Raw genomic sequence first — 16487 nt, 5'->3', positions numbered from 1 at the left:
TTTATTGATTTGTAGGAGTTAATTGAGTAGAAGGATTTATTCCGAAGTTTGGTGGAATAACCGGACCTAATGGTGATAAATATCTAAGGTTACCATTTAGTAATTCTGTATAAACTGAATCGGAAAGATCTTGGTCTGAAACAAAAAAACTCGCATTATCACCTATTAAATGCCCAATATCATTGTTATGCAAATCCATCTGAACTTCTAAAATTAGATGCGCTGGAACTTCACTCTCGTGGGCTGTTGAAAATAGTCTTGCAATTGTATCACCAGCATCGTTTGAATTCATTGCATTAAAAAAAGCATGCCTAAAAGCATCGGATTTATCATTTCTTGCACTATTTCCATATCTATTTTCGGTTTCTGTATGTGCCTCATCTACATTCGCTTTTATTATTAAAGCATGCAAAGGAAATAGTTTTATTAATAATTCTTCTTGTTCTGTTAAATCACCAAAACCTTCATCGTCTAAATTAAAAGTGAAATTATTTTCGATAAAACTTTCATTATTCCACCATCCAAACGGCAGACCTTCATCAATTCCAGGATAATTAGTTAAATCCCAATCCACCTCAGCATCAGGATTATTCAAAAGTACTTGAATAGCTTCTTTTACAAAAGCTAAAGCTTCTTGGCTGTAATAGCCTTGAGAATCTTGTGAGTTATCAAGAAATGTTTCAATAGCGCTTTTTTGGGATGGCGTTGCTTGACTAGCCCACCACCAACTATGAACTGCACTTAAATATTGAGTAGTTAATTGAAAAATAGTACTTATTTGTGGCGTGCTTGGTGTTAACACATTAGGATTGGTCACCATAGTCCTACCACCGGCTGAGCTAGAATCACCAGCGTCTATTGTATTTATGTTGGGTGATGTGCAAATTAATGAACAACTTTGATAGGTATAAGGTTGATCTCCGTCATCTAAATTACAGCTTTGACCTGGAGCATGTGCACCACTTTCGCACATTACATCAATTGTTGTACAATTATTTTGACATAATTTAGCCATCATATCATTTAGTGTTCCGTTTTCTAACTGTCTAACTATCATTTGATTTTTATCTTGTAGTTCAAAATCTATACCATTTTCTATTTGCTCTAGTTCTTCAAGGCTAATATCATATTGAATAAGATACTCATCGTAAGTTTGTGTGTCAACATTGTAATGCAAAACCAAATTTTCAAGTGGATAATCTGCCTGTGGACGAGAAATTTTTAAGGTAATTGTGTGGGTGTTAGCATGAACTACATACAATACATCTTCAGTATTAACAAAAACACTATCTACATTATTGCTTTTCTTTTGAAAATGAGTTGAAAGTGTTCGAGAGACTTTAGAGATTAAAGGTATAACTTTAGCTTTTTGCGGTAATTAATCTAAACTAAAATATTGTGAAGTTATGTTTGGTTTATGCTCAGTTAGAGACATCTCGTTTTGCTCACAACCTAATAAGGCAATGAGAAATGTACACATGATAAGATTAATCAGTTGTGACCGTTTGTTGCATGTTAAATTCATAAAATTGGTTTTTAAAATTAATATGGGGCTAAAATAGAGACTTGTTTTTAACTTGCGGTAGGCAAAATCCGTAAAAAAAGTAAGCATAATCCGTACTTTTTAAGGTAAAAACAGCTGATTTACTCGATAAGGTTATGTTTTTGGTGTTTTGTTAAGACTTTTTTAAGATTAACGCTGTTGATGTTAGGGTTAATTAATTATTTTTCAGCGGGGAAAGAAGCTAAAATTAAATTCACAAAAGGGATTAAAAACAACCACTTATTAAATTTGGTTTCATTTAATCTTCGCATCCCTAAAGTAATCCCCGGTATAAGAAATACAAGCCTGATGATCAAGGCATTAGTATCGTTTAGTGAATCAAGGCCTCTTAGAAACCCGATTAATGGACCGATAAAAAAGATAAAAAAAGCTTGATATATCCAAAACTCTTTTTGTGAAGCTCGGCCTTTTATATCTATAATTTTTACAAATGGGTTTAAAATATATTTCATCACATTAAAATTTATTCTGCTTGATTTGGCGGTGTATCATCTAAACAATTTTTTGAAGCGCATTGCGCAGCTTCTTCTGCTATGCAATTCATCCCTGCTGCTGCACATATTAATTTACCCATTGTGTTCATTCCTTCATATATATTATATCGAACACACTGCCTTATACCTTCATATGAACATTCATCTCTGCCTGGGTATTCTGTGTTTTTAAGATGAATTGCATCGTTTTGATTCTCTCCATTTAAGTTGATTTCAAAAGATTTATCAGCAATATCATTAAAGTAAAAAGTAAGTTCTCCATTAAAAATGTTTTTATGGTTCAGAAAGAAATTTTCAATTTGACTTTCATTGGTAGAATTTAGTATGTCTTGAGGAATTTTGATGTTAGATGTTAAAACAGAACTTAAAACCAAACTATCGTTATTAGTATTTTTAGTGAAATTAGATTGTTGTCCTTTCTTTATTAATACCACTGGCTCAAAATTATAAGTGTAGACATTAGGTTTTAAAAAATTCGATTGGTCTTCGCAGCCAAAAAAAGCAAAAAGAAAAATCATAATAAGTGCATTCTGAAAAAGTTTCATAAAATTAGTTTTTAAAATTAATATAGGGCTAAAATAGAGACTTGTTTTTAACTTGCGGTAGGCAAAATCCGTAAAAAAAGTAAGCATAATCCGTACTTTTTAAGGCAAAAACAGATGATTTACTCGATAAGGTTATGTTTTTGGTGTTTTGTTAAGACTTTTTTAACAATTCAGGCGCCTTCTATTTTCAATATTAAAAGAGTGCTTTTATCTTGAAACAAAAAAGCCCGCCAATTGGCGGGCTTTTTAAAAATTGATACAGTTATTAAATTATGAACCACACATTAAACAGTCGTCACCTTCAGACTCTTTTGATTGCTGAATTAAAGCTTTTAGTTCTTCTGGAGATAAAGAAGAATCATCTGTAGCAAGCTTCGTTTCTTGCTTTTGAGCCTCAAACTTTTGTGCCGCTTTTGCTGCCGCTTCACTTGGCTGGTTATCTTTTTTCTTATCGTTTTTAAGGGTAAACTTAATGGCATCTACCGCCGATTTTGTTCTGAGGTAGTACATGCCTGTTTTTAAGCCGCTTTTCCAAGCATAGAAATGCATTGAGGTTAATTTTGCCATCGTTGCACCTTCCATAAATAAGTTAAGCGATTGCGATTGATCTATAAAGTAACCGCGTTGGCGCGACATATCTATAATATCTTTCATAGACAGTTCCCAAACGGTTTTATAGAGTTCTTTAATATCATCAGGAATAATATCAATGCCTTGAACTGAACCATTGGCACGCATAATCGCATCTTTTACCTCATCATTCCATAAATCTCTTGCCACCAAATCTTTTAAAAGGTGTTTGTTCACCACAATAAATTCGCCAGAAAGGACACGTCTGGTGTAAATATTTGAGGTGTAAGGTTCAAAAGCTTCATTATTTCCTAAAATTTGAGAAGTCGATGCTGTAGGCATTGGTGCTAGTAATAATGAATTACGCACGCCGTTTTCTTGAACTTTTTCTCTGAGTTTTGCCCAATCCCAACGACCGCTTAAGTCAGCATCTTTTAAGCCCCAAAGGTTATATTGAAATTCACCTTGGCTTATTGGTGAACCCTCATAGGTTGAATATGGACCTTCTTCTTTGGCTAACTCCATAGAAGCTTCAACCGCACCGAAATATAGCGTCTCAAAGATTTCTTGATTAAGTTGTTTTGCTTCGTCTGAAGTAAATGGTAATCTTAATTGAATAAACGCATCGGCTAAACCTTGCACGCCTAGACCAACTGGTCTGTGGCGCATGTTAGAGTTTTCGGCTTCTTTAACAGGATAGTAATTACGATCGATGACTTTATTTAAGTTTTTAATCACGCGTTTGGTGATTTTGTACAATTCGTTATGATCAAATTCGCCATTTTTTACAAACATTGGTAGTGCGATAGACGCCAAATTACAAACGGCAACTTCATCGGGACTCGTATATTCTAGAATTTCAGTACACAGATTTGAAGATCGAATAGTCCCTAAATTCTTTTGGTTCGACTTACGGTTGGCTGCATCTTTATACAGCATGTAAGGCGTACCTGTTTCGATTTGCGATTCGAGTATTTTTTCCCAAAGTTCACGTGCTCTAATGGTACGTCTGCCGCGACCTTCAGCTTCGTACTTTAAATAAGTTTCTTCAAACTCTTCACCGTGCATATTGAATAAGTTAGGGCATTCATTCGGGCACATCAGTGTCCACTCGCCATTTTCTTCAACACGTTTCATAAATAAGTCAGGAATCCACATGGCATAAAACAAGTCACGTGCTCTCATTTCTTCAGCACCATGGTTTTTTTTCAAATCTAAAAAGGTGAAAATATCGGCATGCCAAGGCTCTAAATAGATGGCAAATGAACCTTTTCGTTTACCGCCACCTTGATCTACGTAGCGCGCTGTATCGTTAAACACACGTAACATTGGCACGATACCATTAGAAGTTCCGTTGGTTCCCGCAATATAAGAACCTGTTGCACGAATATTATGTATAGACAAACCTATACCGCCAGCGGATTGAGAAATTTTAGCGGTTTGTTTTAAGGTATCATAAATACCGTCTATGCTATCTTCTTTAGTAGTTAATAAAAAGCAAGACGACATTTGAGGTTTTGGGGTTCCTGAATTAAATAAGGTTGGTGTTGCATGTGTAAAGTACTTTTTAGACATCAACTCATAAGTTTCAACCGCTGCCTCTAAGTCTTCTTTATGAATACCAATAGAAACACGCATTAACATGTGTTGTGGGCGCTCAGCAATTTTACCATCTAACTTCAACAAGTACGAGCGTTCAAGTGTTTTAAATCCGAAGTAATCGTAATTAAAATCACGGCTGTAGATAATTCTAGAATCGAAAAAATCTTTATTCGCTTGAATAATTTCAAAAACGTCATCGGCTAATAGTGGTGCTTTTTTTCCTGTACGCGGATTAACATACTCGTATAAATCTGTCATGACCTCACTAAAGGTCTTCTTGGTATTTTTATGAAGGTTAGACACCGAAATTCTAGCTGCAAGATGCGCATAATCTGGATGTGAGACCGTCATAGTTGCAGCCACCTCAGCCGCTAAATTATCGAGTTCGCTTGTGGTTACGCCATCATACAAACCTTCAATAACACGCATAGCAACTTTGGTTGGTTCGACTAATGGGTTAAGGCCATAGCATAATTTTCTAATTCTAGCGGTAATTTTATCGAACATTACCGGTTCTTTTTGTCCGTTTCTTTTAATTACATACATGCGTTTTGTGTTTTTGTTGAGTTAAACTGATTCAACTCTATATTTAGAAATCAGCATCAAAGCTAATTTGGTTATCTTCTTCTTTGTTTTTAGACATCACACCAGCTTTTTGATATTCGCCAACACGTTTTTCAAAAAAGTTGGTTTTACCTTGAAGTGAAATCATATCCATAAAGTCAAACGGATTTGAAGTTCCATATTCTTTTTCACAACCAAGTTCGACTAAAAGGCGGTCTGTGACAAATTCGAGGTATTGCGTCATTAAATTAGCATTCATACCAATTAAACTGACTGGAAGTGATTCTGTAATAAACTCACGTTCGATATTAAGTGCATCCACAATAATTGCTTTAATGCGTTCTTTTGGCACTTTATTGACTAAGTGGTGATTATGTAAGTGTACCGCAAAATCACAATGCACACCTTCATCACGTGAAATCAATTCGTTAGAGAACGTTAGTCCTGGCATTAAGCCACGTTTTTTGAGCCAGAAAATCGAACAAAATGCACCTGAAAAGAAAATTCCTTCAACAGCGGCAAATGCAATTAAACGCTCGGCAAAAGAATCTGATTCAATCCATTTTAAAGCCCAATCTGCTTTTTTCTTAATGGCTGGGAAGTTTTCAATCGCTTTGAACAATTGGTCTTTTTCGGCGTCATTATCAACATAAGTATCAATTAATAACGAGTAAGTTTCAGAATGGATATTTTCCATCATAATTTGAAAACCATAGAAAAATTTAGCTTCAGTATATTGAACTTCATTAACAAAATTTTCGGCAAGGTTTTCATTAACAATACCATCTGAAGCCGCAAAGAAAGCTAAGATGTGTTTGATGAAATATTGCTCGTCTTTATTTAATTTATTTTTCCAATCGCTAATATCTTGGTGGAGATCTATTTCTTCAGCTGTCCAAAAGCTTGCTTCACATTTTTTATACCACTCCCATATATCGTGATGTTTAATAGGAAATAGTACAAATCTGTTTTCATTTTCTTCTAAAATAGGTTCAACCTGAGCCATAACTAAGTGATTTTGATGTTTGTTTTTTTGAAAAAGTGTGCTAACAAATATCAAAAATAAGTTTGCTTTTTTGCTATGATTTGAGCAGAGGTTATCAACAAAGTTATTAACAATCTGAAAAGCTTAGTGTATTCAAGCTATTTGAAATTACTACCCTAAAAATTTAATATTTGTTGAAGTTTTTAAACTTAAAAAGTAGACAAGTAGATTAAAAAGAAGCTACTCGTTTTCGAGTTTTAAAACAACTTTTTCTAGGGCTTCATACCAATCTTGACCAAATTTTCTAATTAGCGCATTTTTGGTGAATTTATATACAGGCACTTCTAATTCTTGGCCCAAACTACAAGCTGCATCACAAATAGACCACTTATCATAATTGACGGCTTCAAGTTCAGATAATTTTTGTACTCGAATTGGGTAGAGTTCACAAGATACTGGTTTTTTGAAGTCAATTTTACCATCGCGGTAAGCTTTTTCTATACCACATAAAGCCATACCGTCTTTTGAAAAAGTTACATAAGCACATTCGGCACCATTGACTAAAGGTGTTTCAGGTTCGTTAAAATCTGACATCACATGTGTGCCTTGAGCTTCGATAGCCGCAATTCCTTCTTCGCGCAAATAAGGTTTTACTTTTGGATAAATGTCCTCTAAAATTGCGAGTTCTTTTTCTTCTAAAGGCGCTCCAGCATCACCAGCCACACAACATTCACCTTTACAAGCTGATAAATTACAGGTAAACTCTGTATCGATAATAGCTTCTGAAATGAGTGTTTTTCCGATTTGAATCATGCCGCAAATTTAACCATTTATTAAAAGAAAAAGTGCCTTTAAATTGATGCCATTTCAAATTTCTAGAATTACTTTTGCAAAAAATTTTAAAATGTTAGGCTTGTTTGATTTTAAAGAAATTTTCACAGCAGGGATGATTTTATTTGCTGTGATTGATATTATTGGGAGTATTCCCATCATTGTAGATTTACGAAAAAAAGTTGGTCACATTCAGAGCGAAAAAGCTTCTGTTGTAGCTGCGATCCTAATGGTTTTATTTCTATTTATTGGTGAAACCATTTTAAGTTTAATCGGCATTGATGTTAACTCATTTGCGGTTGCAGGTGCTTTTATTATATTCTTTTTGGCTATTGAAATGATTCTAGGTATACAACTTTATAAAGATGATGCACCAGAAACAGCTGCCATTGTGCCATTAGCATTTCCGTTAGTGGCAGGTGCAGGAACAATGACTTCAATTTTATCGTTAAAGTCTGAATTTGCAACGCCAAATATTATTGTTGCTATTATTATAAACGTGATTATTGTTTATATCGTCTTAAAATCATCTAAAAAAATTGAAAAATTATTAGGTCAACAAGGAATTAGCGTAATTCGTAAAATATTTGGTGTAATTTTGTTAGCGATTGCGGTTAAATTATTTGCTGCAAATATTCAAGATTTATTTTAAGATTTATGACGTTTTTTATTCGATTTTTATTGGTTTTTGCATTGGGCTTTTTAATCTACAATTTGGTTATTATTGATTATTCCTCGCCTTTAACAGGCCGTAGTTTTGATTCAGTTATAGCTGCATTTATAGCTTTAGCCGCTATTATTTTGTTGATAATTTTGCGCTTATCTCAGAATTTAAAAAAGAAGTACGAAGAAGATTCTAATTAGATTTTAGTTGTAATAGCCTTTTTATCATCAAGTCATGATCTGCAATAATTTGATTAGCTAAATTATCGTCGAATAATTGTTGCGCCATGGTAGCTTTAAGGTAGATTTTTAGCTGTTTGATGCTGCTATCAAAATCATAACTCATACTAAAGTCGCCTAAATAATTTTCGAAATCTTCAATCATTTTGTAAGTAATTAAATCACTCGACAAAAATTCGTTTTCTGATAAGGCATTATAATAATCTCGGTGTTGATCTAACTGATTGAACATAAAACGAGACATGACGCCACCTTCAAACATAAATTTGATGTCTTTTTCAGTTTGAGTGTCTTTTATTGGGACAAAAACGTCAGGAATAATTCCACCGCCGCCATAAACAATTTTACCCTTTGGGGTTTTATATTGAAGATTTTTATTAACACTCATGCTATCTTTAAACTTCATTTCACCATTGACGTAGCGACTTTGGTAATCGTCATAATAATCATCAGTACCTGCATCATAAGGTCGTTGAATTGAACGACCAGTTGGCGTATAATAACGTGCTACAGTTAATCTTAAGGCGCTACCATCACCAAGCTTCATTTCGCGTTGCACTAAACCTTTACCAAAAGATCGACGACCAATAATTAAACCGCGATCGTTGTCTTGAATGGCTCCGGCAATTACTTCGCTCGCGGAAGCTGTTTTTTCATTAATCAACACATAAACATTTGTATCTTCAAAGGCTCCAGAAGATGTTGCAAAACGTTTATTAACTTGACCATCTTTATTTTTTGTAAATACCATCAAGGTTTCATCGCTGAGAAATTCATCTAAAATATCTGTTGCCTCTTTCATGTAGCCACCACCATTATTGCGCAAGTCTATAATAATTCCCTTAGGGTTTTTAGGTTGAAGTTGATTAAGTTTTGCTTTAAATTCACTATAGGTAGTTTCTGAAAAGCGATTAAGTTTAATGTAACCTAAACTGTCGTTAAGCATAAAACCCGCATCAACGCTTTTTAAGGGTACACGTTTTCGCATCAAACTAAAATCTAACAAACGCTTTTGATTAGCTCTTTTCACCTTTAAATTAACCTGAGTATTAGGTTTGCCTTTTAAAACGCTAAAGATAGAATCTGTCGTGCTGGTAATTAGATTTTTATTATTAGCTGAAACAATTCTATCTCCTGGCAAAATACCCGCGAGATCGCTTGGCCCATCAGGAATGGTATTAATAACTGCAATAGTATCATTTATGGTAAAAAAACTAATGCCAATGCCTACAAAGTCGCCTCGCATTTCAGCTTGAACTTGATCGTAATTTAGGCTCGAAATATAGGTTGAATGTGGGTCTAATTGTTTTAATATCGACTGAAGACTGACTTCAACTAAGCTATCTGTGTTGACCTCATCAACATAAGACTGGTCTATATAATTAATGAAGCGAGAAAACTTTTGGTTGGCTGAAGTAGATGCCGCTTTTTCTGGGTAATTCAACCATTGACCAAGATACATGCCACTAACAACAGCTATTGCTATAATTATGGGTAAGTAAATTTTAGTTGAATTATTCATTAATGCTATTCTTTTTTAAATCGATTCTTCTAAATTACTAACTTGTTTAATGTCTACACCAGCTTTTTTTAAAAAATTAAGACCAGCATTGTCTTTATAAGCATTTTGATATACCACACGAGTGATACCTGCTTGATGAATTAATTTACTACATTCTTTACATGGCGACAAGGTAATGTAAAGTGTTGCACCTCGGCAAGATTGTGTTGATCCTGCCACTTTTAAAATAGCGTTAGCTTCAGCATGTAAAACATACCATTTGGTGTAACCTTCATCATCTTCACAGTAATTTTCAAAACCAGTAGGTGTGCCATTGTAGCCGTCTGAAATAATCATGCGTTCTTTAACAATAATTGCACCCACTTTTTTCCTTTCACAATGCGATAGCTTACCCCATTCACGAGCTATTCTTAAATAAGCTTTATCGAATTTATGCTGTTTGGCATCGGTCATAAACATCAATTAAAAAATCCAATTATCAAACAATAAAGGTAGACTAAGTCCTAATACAACCGATGATATAATTAACACCCAATCGCGTTTTGAAAAGCGTAAAAGTGTTTGAAAAATACCAGATAAAATTAAAATAACTAGCACTACAACCAGTTGAGACGCTTCAATGCCTAAAGCAAATTCAAGAAGCATTAAGGCAATATCAGACGCGCCTTCAGATAACATATTGAAGTAAGTCGAAAAGCCAAAACCATGCACTAAGCCAAAAAATAAGGTAATAATATATAAAACAGCAGATTTTGTTCCACCAGTATCTTTACCTGCTGTAAATAAATTGAAGATGGCAGTTAATACAATACTCAAAGGAATTAGAAATTCAATTATTGCTTTATCAAAATGTAAAATATCAAAAGCCGCTAAAGCTAAAGACAAACAATGACCGACGGTAAATAAGCTTACCAATGCTAGTATGCGTTTCCATTGCTTTAGGGAATAGGCTGCCACTAAAACGGCGATAAATAAAACATGATCATAGGCAGTAGCATCTAAAACATGATTAAAGCCTAATTTAAAATATAACCAAAAATCTTCCATTTAATTGAATTTGAACGTAAAAGTAAATAAAATGAAAAATTCTCACATTTTATATGGTAGCTTTATTTAAGTTATTGCTAAAATTTAGCGTTTTAAGGCTAACTTTAGACTTGTAAACTTCTTTTTGTGGTGTAAAATTTAACTCTTGAATTAACTAAAAAATTGAAATTTATTGAATAGTTTAAATCAATTAAACTTACTTCTATTTCAGTGCAATATTAACAACTGATATAAATTGAATTTAAAGCTTATCAATTATTTATCAAAATTAATTCTAACTTTTAATCAATAAACTTATATTTGTCAATAATAAAATTTGGGGGATTAGCTCAGCTGGCTAGAGCGCTACGCTGGCAGCGTAGAGGTCATCGGTTCCCCCGAAGCTTCGGGGCGATATTCTCAAACATTTAGTTTTTAAAAACGTATTTAATCCCTAAACTTTTTATAATTTTTAGACTCATTTTTAACCAATACATTTATATTTGTCTCATCTTTTAGAATTGGGGGATTAGCTCAGCTGGCTAGAGCGCTACGCTGGCAGCGTAGAGGTCATCGGTTCGACTCCGATATTCTCCACAAAAGCTGTCTAACTCTAGACAGCTTTTTTATTTAGACAAATCTGGTCGGTCTTCATACCAATCATTAAACACTTTTTCGGTTGTATAATTATCAGTTAACACATGATAAACGGCAAATATTAACACAACCTGGCCAATTAAGGTTAAGTAAAACACCCACGAAAATGCCAAGTTCATACTTGCAAAAATTGTAACTGTAATTAAAATTAAGGTTGATAGCGCCAACAAAAAGATACCTTTAGATTTCATTTTTTATTTAAAGTTATGAAATACAAGGCAATACAAGTGTTTAAGTTATGCTAAAAAAAGTAAAACGCATCTTCGAGATGCTCAATGCGTTTTCCTAGTCTATTTTTAATAATGGCAATAATATCAAATCGCACCTCTAAATCAATATCGTTTTGTTGAATGTAGTGGTCTATTGCATTAACGAGTCTTTTGATTTGTGCAGGTTTTACAAAATCTTGAGGATCACCAAAATCAGGCGTGCTTCGGGTTTTTACTTCTACAACTACCAATTCAGTAGTAGTTTTGGCAATAATATCTATTTCGGCTTTTTGAAAAGTATAATTCGTTTCTAAAATTTTGTAGCCTTTTTTTAACAATAATTCTACGGCCTCTTTTTCACCCTGTTTGCCTAAATCATTATGTGCAGCCATTACATATAAGAGATTTTACTTACTTCATCGGTCACTTCAACCGAAACGGGGTGACCGTGAATAAAAGTTTGATTATTAATAATGTGGCCACAAGGAAAGTTAAAACAAACCGGAAAATTAAATTTAGCTACCGCTTCAGTAATAATTTCTTCAGCAGATTGGCCAAAAGGTATTGAATTGTCATTCATTTCAGTCATTCCACCAATTATTAAAGCGCTTAGTTGATTAAAATAGCCATTGCGTTTCAAGTTTTGCATCATTCGGTCTATATGGTATAGATATTCATCTAAATCTTCTAAAACCAAGATGGAATTTTCGGGAATTAGTGCTGAATTACTGCCACATAAAGAATAAATGACCGATAAATTACCACCGATGAGCTTTCCTTTAGCTTTACCGTTTCGGTTGAAGTGACTCGATTCAAATTTATAAGCTAGCGCTTCGCCTTTTAAAAGTTGCTCTAAACTTTGTATACTTTCGGCTGATTTTTGGTCTACACCAACAGCCATTTGGCCATGCATACTCATGACGCCCAATCGATTTAAATGCGCATGTATAGCGGTGACATCGCTATAACCAATGAGCCACTTAGGCTGAGTTAACAGCACAGAAAAATCGACTAAATCTAAAATACGAACGCTACCATAACCACCTTTAGCACACCAAATTGCTTTTATTTCGGGATTATTAATTTGTGTTTGTAAATCGGCTGCACGTGCTTGATCACTTCCGGCAAACTGATCTTGTTCTAAACCAATACTTGTGCCAATTACGGATTGAAATCCCCAAGATTCTAACAACAGTATTGCCGGTTGTAAATCTGCTAAGGCCACTTTTCGCGCCGTCGCTATAATGGCAACTTTATCACCTTTATTTAGTTGTGGTGGTTTTAACATGATTCAATTTGATTTACTAAAATAGGGAAATCTTACAAATCTAAACCTATCCGTAAATGAATGTCAGCTGAAAAATTCCCTTTTGAACCTGAGCCAAAAATACCAACAGATCTTGAAGTTTCATTAAGGTAGTACTCATAACCAAAACCTATTCCGGCTTCATAGACAAAATGTTTACCAACTGTACGTCTTATACCCCATTTTGGTATAAATTTAATTTGGTCTAAACTTCTAATTCTTTCATTATTAGTAAATGATAAATTTTCAAAATTACCAACCACAAACAATTCTATAAAGTTTCCGCTGTTACGTTTAACGCTTTTCGCTTTATTAAATCGATTCTTTAAATTATAATACCATCTCGGGGCTAAGCTTAAATGTAAAATCCCGTAAAAATCATCGTTTGGTCCAACTGATTCAAACTGACCAACACCTTCTAACCTAAAGTCAATCCCTATTTGACTTCTTAAAGCGAATGTATGAGATAATCGACTTTCATTATAAAGCCAAATACCTAAAAAGCCTGTTTGAAATCCGTTAATAGATTTTTCAAGACTAACTTGTTTATCATTATTGCTGATTTGAGCATAAAGATTTAAGCTAATTATTAAGGTTAAAATTAAAGTAAATGTATTTAATGTTGTTTTCACATCTCTATTTTGTACACGACTTCACAAAACTAGTAAATAATCTCTATGCATTTAGGTATTATTCCTCATATATAATGTAATCATGTTTAATTACCTTTGCGCTATTAGTAAACGGATAAATAATCATGAAGAACCCAAAACGTTATACCATTACAGCAGCTTTACCTTATACCAATGGCCCAATACATATTGGCCATTTAGCTGGTGTTTACATTCCTGCCGATATTTACACACGCTACCTTAAATTAAACGAAAAAGATGTGGTCTTTGTTTGCGGCAGCGATGAGCACGGCGTTCCTATTACGATAAAAGCAAAAAAAGAAGGCATTACACCACAGCAAGTGGTAGACCGTTACAATACAATCATCAAAAAATCATTTGAAGACTTCGGAATTCAATTTGATAACTATTCAAGAACTTCAGCTGAAGTTCATCATGAAACAGCTTCAGAGTTTTTTAAAACACTTTATGAAAATGATAAGTTTATTGAGGAAACTACAGAGCAACTCTACGATGCTGAAGCCAAGCAGTTTTTAGCCGATCGGTTTGTTACAGGTACTTGTCCAAAATGCGGAAATGAAGAAGCTTATGGTGATCAATGTGAAAAATGCGGAAGCTCTTTAAACGCGACTGATTTAATTCAGCCTAAATCTGCTATCACAGGAAACACACCAACCTTAAAAGAAACCAAACACTGGTTTTTACCATTAGACCAATATAATGATTGGTTGAAGCAGTGGATTTTAAATGACCATAAAAATGACTGGAAGCCAAATGTTTATGGTCAATGTAAATCTTGGATTGACGATGGCTTAAGACCCAGAGCTGTAACGCGCGATTTAGATTGGGGTATTCCTGTTCCTGTTAAAAATGCAGATGGCAAAGTGCTTTACGTTTGGTTTGATGCACCGATAGGCTATATTTCATCTACAAAAGAATGGGCAAAACGTGAGCAAAAAGAATGGGAACCTTATTGGAAAGACCAAGATACTAAACTCGTTCATTTTATTGGTAAAGACAATATTGTATTTCATTGTATTATTTTTCCTGTAATGCTAAAGGCTCATGGCGACTATATTTTACCAGATAATGTACCATCTAACGAATTTTTAAATCTAGAAGGCCAAAAGCTATCAACCTCAAAAAACTGGGCAGTTTGGCTACATGAATACCTTGATGATTTCCCAAATCAGCAGGATGTTTTGCGATATGCCTTAACGGCTAATGCACCCGAAACTAAAGATAATGACTTTACATGGAAAGACTTTCAAACCCGTAATAACAGCGAATTAGTTGGTATTTTTGGGAATTTCATTAATCGTGTAGTGGTATTAACCAATAAATATTACCAAGGTCAAGTTCCTGAAAAGGGCGAATTAACAAAGGTTGATTTAGACACTTTAAAAACACTAAAGGAATCGACTCAAGGTATTTCTGAATCAATTGAACTTTACCGCTTTAGAGAAGCCCAAGCTAAAATGATGAACATTGCAAGACTTGGCAATAAATATTTGGCTGATGAAGAACCATGGAAACTTCAAAAAACCAATCCTGAGCGCACACAAAGCATCATGTATGTAGCACTTCAAATAGCTGCTGGTTTAAGCATTATTTCAGAACCATTTTTACCATTTACTTCAACTAAGTTAAAAAACATGTTGAGTCTTGATACACTTGAAAATAAATTAAATTGGAATCTTATTTCAAGCCTAGATGAATTAATTCCAACTAATCATCAAATCAATTCCGCTGAATTATTGTTTACAAAAGTTGAAGACGATGCTATCCAACGTCAACTAGATAAATTAAGACAAACCAAGCAAGACAATCAATTGGGCAATTCAGAAATTGAGCCGCAAAAAGAAGAAGTTAGTTTTGACGATTTTTCTAAATTAGATATCAGAACAGCTACCATTCTTTCTGCAGAAAAAATGCCAAAAGCTAAAAAGTTACTTGCATTAAAAGTAGATACAGGTATAGACCAGCGAACTATTGTTTCAGGCATAGCTGAACACTTTAAGCCAGAAGACATCATCGGTAAGAAAGTTTCGGTTGTTGTTAACTTAAAACCCATTAAGCTTCGTGGGACATTAAGTGAAGGTATGATTTTAATGGCAACTGATGCTAAAGGCAAGCTTAGTTTTGTGAACATCGAAAATAATTTTGGCAATGGAATGATAATTTCATAATTTTATTATTATATATTTAAGCATTATAAACAACAACCTAACACTTATGAACAATTCAGTAGAAAATTTAACAAGTTTAGCCAAGCACGGCTTAGATACTTTAATTGGTTATTTACCAAGCATTATTGGCGCATTAGTTATTTTAATTCTTGGCTTGTGGCTTATTAAGCTAGTCATGGGAAGAATCAAGAAAATAATGGAAAAACGTGAAGTAGATCCAGGTGTTAGAGGTTTTGCGTTGAGCATTTTAAGCGTAGTCTTAAAGATATTACTCTTTATTTTTGTCATCTCTAAACTAGGCGTAGAAACTACCTCATTTGCGGCTATACTAGCAGCAGCAGGTTTAGCGATTGGTTTAGCATTACAAGGTTCTCTATCTAATTTTGCTGGTGGCGTCTTGATTATTATGCTCAAACCCTTTAAAGTAGGTGATTTTATAGACGCGCAAGGAGAATCTGGCACAGTTTCTGATATATCTATATTCTATACTTATTTAACAACTGTAAATAATCAACGAATTGTGATTCCTAATGGACAGCTATCTAATAACAAGGTAACTAATTATAGCCATGAATCATCAAGAAGAGATGTTGTTACCGTAGGTATTTCGTATGATAGTGATATTAAAAAAGCTAGAGAAGTTTTACTTAATATCCTTAGTAATGATGATAGAACTTTAAAAGATCCTGCACCTGTTGTTTTTGTTGGTGGACTTGGCGATAATTCTGTTGATTTATCAGTTCGTTATTGGGCTAAAAATGAAGATTTTTGGGGGCTACACTTTGATTTTATAGAGAAATTAAAGGTTGATTTAGAAAACGAAGGCATATCATTTCCATTCCCTCAGCGTGATGTGCATTTATATAATATGAACAAAAATGAATAAGC

The 16487-nt window shown here is 34.0% G+C and carries 17 protein-coding genes and 1 tRNA gene; 5 read left to right on the top strand and 13 right to left on the bottom strand.

The features are described from left to right. Nucleotide 1: 1 nt before the first annotated feature. From BUB82_RS05810 to BUB82_RS05785, 6 genes are all read right to left on the bottom strand, one after another. A complete protein-coding gene (locus tag BUB82_RS05810) occupies nt 2-1261 on the bottom strand; it encodes a DUF6973 domain-containing protein (RefSeq protein ID WP_073192661.1) in 1260 nt (419 codons plus the stop codon). Between the two features lie 461 nt (nt 1262-1722). Beyond that, a complete protein-coding gene (locus tag BUB82_RS05805; RefSeq protein WP_073192660.1) occupies nt 1723-2016 on the bottom strand; it encodes a DUF805 domain-containing protein in 294 nt (97 codons plus the stop codon). A gap of 11 nt (nt 2017-2027) precedes the next feature. Continuing rightward, nucleotides 2028-2603, bottom strand: coding sequence for a hypothetical protein (locus BUB82_RS05800; RefSeq protein ID WP_143185650.1), 576 nt, complete (start codon nt 2601-2603; stop codon nt 2028-2030). Between the two features lie 270 nt (nt 2604-2873). Further along, nucleotides 2874-5321: a ribonucleoside-diphosphate reductase subunit alpha gene (locus tag BUB82_RS05795; protein WP_073192658.1), complete on the bottom strand. Its 2448-nt coding sequence runs from the start codon at nt 5319-5321 to the stop codon at nt 2874-2876. Between the two features lie 43 nt (nt 5322-5364). Beyond that, nucleotides 5365-6345, bottom strand: a complete 981-nt coding sequence (locus BUB82_RS05790) for a ribonucleotide-diphosphate reductase subunit beta (RefSeq protein WP_073192657.1) — start codon at nt 6343-6345, stop codon at nt 5365-5367. Between the two features lie 219 nt (nt 6346-6564). After that, nucleotides 6565-7137 carry a DUF3109 family protein gene (locus BUB82_RS05785; protein ID WP_073192656.1) on the bottom strand — a complete coding sequence of 191 codons (573 nt, stop codon included), beginning with the start codon at nt 7135-7137 and terminating at the stop codon, nt 6565-6567. A gap of 46 nt (nt 7138-7183) precedes the next feature. Between BUB82_RS05785 and BUB82_RS05780 the strand changes: the two genes are divergently transcribed. Both BUB82_RS05780 and BUB82_RS05775 read left to right on the top strand, forming a co-directional pair. Continuing rightward, nucleotides 7184-7807: a MarC family protein gene (locus BUB82_RS05780; RefSeq protein ID WP_394331618.1), complete on the top strand. Its 624-nt coding sequence runs from the start codon at nt 7184-7186 to the stop codon at nt 7805-7807. A gap of 5 nt (nt 7808-7812) precedes the next feature. Then, complete coding sequence (locus BUB82_RS05775; protein WP_073192655.1) at nt 7813-8019, top strand: hypothetical protein; 207 nt, start codon at nt 7813-7815, stop codon at nt 8017-8019. On the opposite strand, the gene BUB82_RS05770 is transcribed toward BUB82_RS05775, so the two are convergent. From BUB82_RS05770 to BUB82_RS05760, 3 genes are read right to left on the bottom strand one after another with little or no spacing between them, the layout of a single operon-like run. Then, a complete protein-coding gene (locus BUB82_RS05770) occupies nt 8012-9580 on the bottom strand; it encodes a S41 family peptidase (protein ID WP_073192654.1) in 1569 nt (522 codons plus the stop codon). The genes BUB82_RS05775 and BUB82_RS05770 overlap by 8 nt on opposite strands. A 15-nt stretch (nt 9581-9595) precedes the next feature. Beyond that, nucleotides 9596-10033, bottom strand: a complete 438-nt coding sequence (locus BUB82_RS05765; protein WP_073192653.1) for a deoxycytidylate deaminase — start codon at nt 10031-10033, stop codon at nt 9596-9598. Nucleotides 10034-10042: 9 nt separating this feature from the next. Continuing rightward, the gene (locus BUB82_RS05760) at nt 10043-10627 is read right to left on the bottom strand and encodes a HupE/UreJ family protein (RefSeq protein ID WP_073192652.1); all 585 of its coding nucleotides are present in this window, start codon (nt 10625-10627) and stop codon (nt 10043-10045) included. Nucleotides 10628-11129: 502 nt separating this feature from the next. Here BUB82_RS05760 and BUB82_RS05750 point away from each other — a divergent pair. Then, nucleotides 11130-11203: transfer RNA gene (locus tag BUB82_RS05750), tRNA-Ala, on the top strand. Nucleotides 11204-11232: 29 nt separating this feature from the next. Here the strand turns inward: BUB82_RS05750 and BUB82_RS05745 are convergent. From BUB82_RS05745 to BUB82_RS05730, 4 genes are read right to left on the bottom strand one after another with little or no spacing between them, the layout of a single operon-like run. Further along, a complete protein-coding gene (locus BUB82_RS05745; protein ID WP_073192651.1) occupies nt 11233-11454 on the bottom strand; it encodes a hypothetical protein in 222 nt (73 codons plus the stop codon). A 50-nt stretch (nt 11455-11504) separates the two neighbouring features. Next, a complete protein-coding gene (locus BUB82_RS05740; RefSeq protein ID WP_073192650.1) occupies nt 11505-11864 on the bottom strand; it encodes a YraN family protein in 360 nt (119 codons plus the stop codon). Further along, a complete protein-coding gene (locus tag BUB82_RS05735) occupies nt 11864-12760 on the bottom strand; it encodes a S66 peptidase family protein (protein WP_073192649.1) in 897 nt (298 codons plus the stop codon). Before BUB82_RS05735 ends, BUB82_RS05740 begins: the two co-directional genes overlap by 1 nt. Before the next feature lie 32 nt (nt 12761-12792). After that, nucleotides 12793-13410 carry a hypothetical protein gene (locus tag BUB82_RS05730; RefSeq protein ID WP_073192648.1) on the bottom strand — a complete coding sequence of 206 codons (618 nt, stop codon included), beginning with the start codon at nt 13408-13410 and terminating at the stop codon, nt 12793-12795. A 125-nt stretch (nt 13411-13535) separates the two neighbouring features. Between BUB82_RS05730 and metG the strand changes: the two genes are divergently transcribed. Both metG and BUB82_RS05720 read left to right on the top strand, forming a co-directional pair. Further along, entirely contained in the window at nt 13536-15599 is a 2064-nt protein-coding gene (gene metG / locus BUB82_RS05725) for a methionine--tRNA ligase (protein ID WP_073192647.1), read from the top strand. Between the two features lie 46 nt (nt 15600-15645). Continuing rightward, the gene (locus BUB82_RS05720; protein WP_073192646.1) at nt 15646-16485 is read left to right on the top strand and encodes a mechanosensitive ion channel family protein; all 840 of its coding nucleotides are present in this window, start codon (nt 15646-15648) and stop codon (nt 16483-16485) included. The last annotated feature ends 2 nt before the right edge of the window (nt 16486-16487 follow it).

Source organism: Psychroflexus salarius (assembly GCF_900129035.1).
GTDB classification, from domain to species: Bacteria; Bacteroidota; Bacteroidia; order Flavobacteriales; family Flavobacteriaceae; genus Psychroflexus; species Psychroflexus salarius.
This window is presented reverse-complemented; position numbering and strand designations above follow the sequence as displayed.

What these genes read in the sequence shown, in the direction of transcription:
- BUB82_RS05805 (WP_073192660.1), bottom strand. Translation starts at nt 2,016, where the DNA reads ATGAAATATATTTTAAACCCATTTGTAAAAATTATAGATATAAAAGGC.
- BUB82_RS05800 (WP_143185650.1), bottom strand. Translation starts at nt 2,603, where the DNA reads ATGAAACTTTTTCAGAATGCACTTATTATGATTTTTCTTTTTGCTTTT.
- BUB82_RS05795 (WP_073192658.1), bottom strand. Translation starts at nt 5,321, where the DNA reads ATGTATGTAATTAAAAGAAACGGACAAAAAGAACCGGTAATGTTCGAT.
- BUB82_RS05790 (WP_073192657.1), bottom strand. Translation starts at nt 6,345, where the DNA reads ATGGCTCAGGTTGAACCTATTTTAGAAGAAAATGAAAACAGATTTGTA.
- BUB82_RS05785 (WP_073192656.1), bottom strand. Translation starts at nt 7,137, where the DNA reads ATGATTCAAATCGGAAAAACACTCATTTCAGAAGCTATTATCGATACA.
- BUB82_RS05780 (WP_394331618.1), top strand. Translation starts at nt 7,184, where the DNA reads ATGCCATTTCAAATTTCTAGAATTACTTTTGCAAAAAATTTTAAAATG.
- BUB82_RS05775 (WP_073192655.1), top strand. Translation starts at nt 7,813, where the DNA reads ATGACGTTTTTTATTCGATTTTTATTGGTTTTTGCATTGGGCTTTTTA.
- BUB82_RS05770 (WP_073192654.1), bottom strand. Translation starts at nt 9,580, where the DNA reads ATGAATAATTCAACTAAAATTTACTTACCCATAATTATAGCAATAGCT.
- BUB82_RS05765 (WP_073192653.1), bottom strand. Translation starts at nt 10,033, where the DNA reads ATGACCGATGCCAAACAGCATAAATTCGATAAAGCTTATTTAAGAATA.
- BUB82_RS05760 (WP_073192652.1), bottom strand. Translation starts at nt 10,627, where the DNA reads ATGGAAGATTTTTGGTTATATTTTAAATTAGGCTTTAATCATGTTTTA.
- BUB82_RS05745 (WP_073192651.1), bottom strand. Translation starts at nt 11,454, where the DNA reads ATGAAATCTAAAGGTATCTTTTTGTTGGCGCTATCAACCTTAATTTTA.
- BUB82_RS05740 (WP_073192650.1), bottom strand. Translation starts at nt 11,864, where the DNA reads ATGGCTGCACATAATGATTTAGGCAAACAGGGTGAAAAAGAGGCCGTA.
- BUB82_RS05735 (WP_073192649.1), bottom strand. Translation starts at nt 12,760, where the DNA reads ATGTTAAAACCACCACAACTAAATAAAGGTGATAAAGTTGCCATTATA.
- metG (WP_073192647.1), top strand. Translation starts at nt 13,536, where the DNA reads ATGAAGAACCCAAAACGTTATACCATTACAGCAGCTTTACCTTATACC.
- BUB82_RS05720 (WP_073192646.1), top strand. Translation starts at nt 15,646, where the DNA reads ATGAACAATTCAGTAGAAAATTTAACAAGTTTAGCCAAGCACGGCTTA.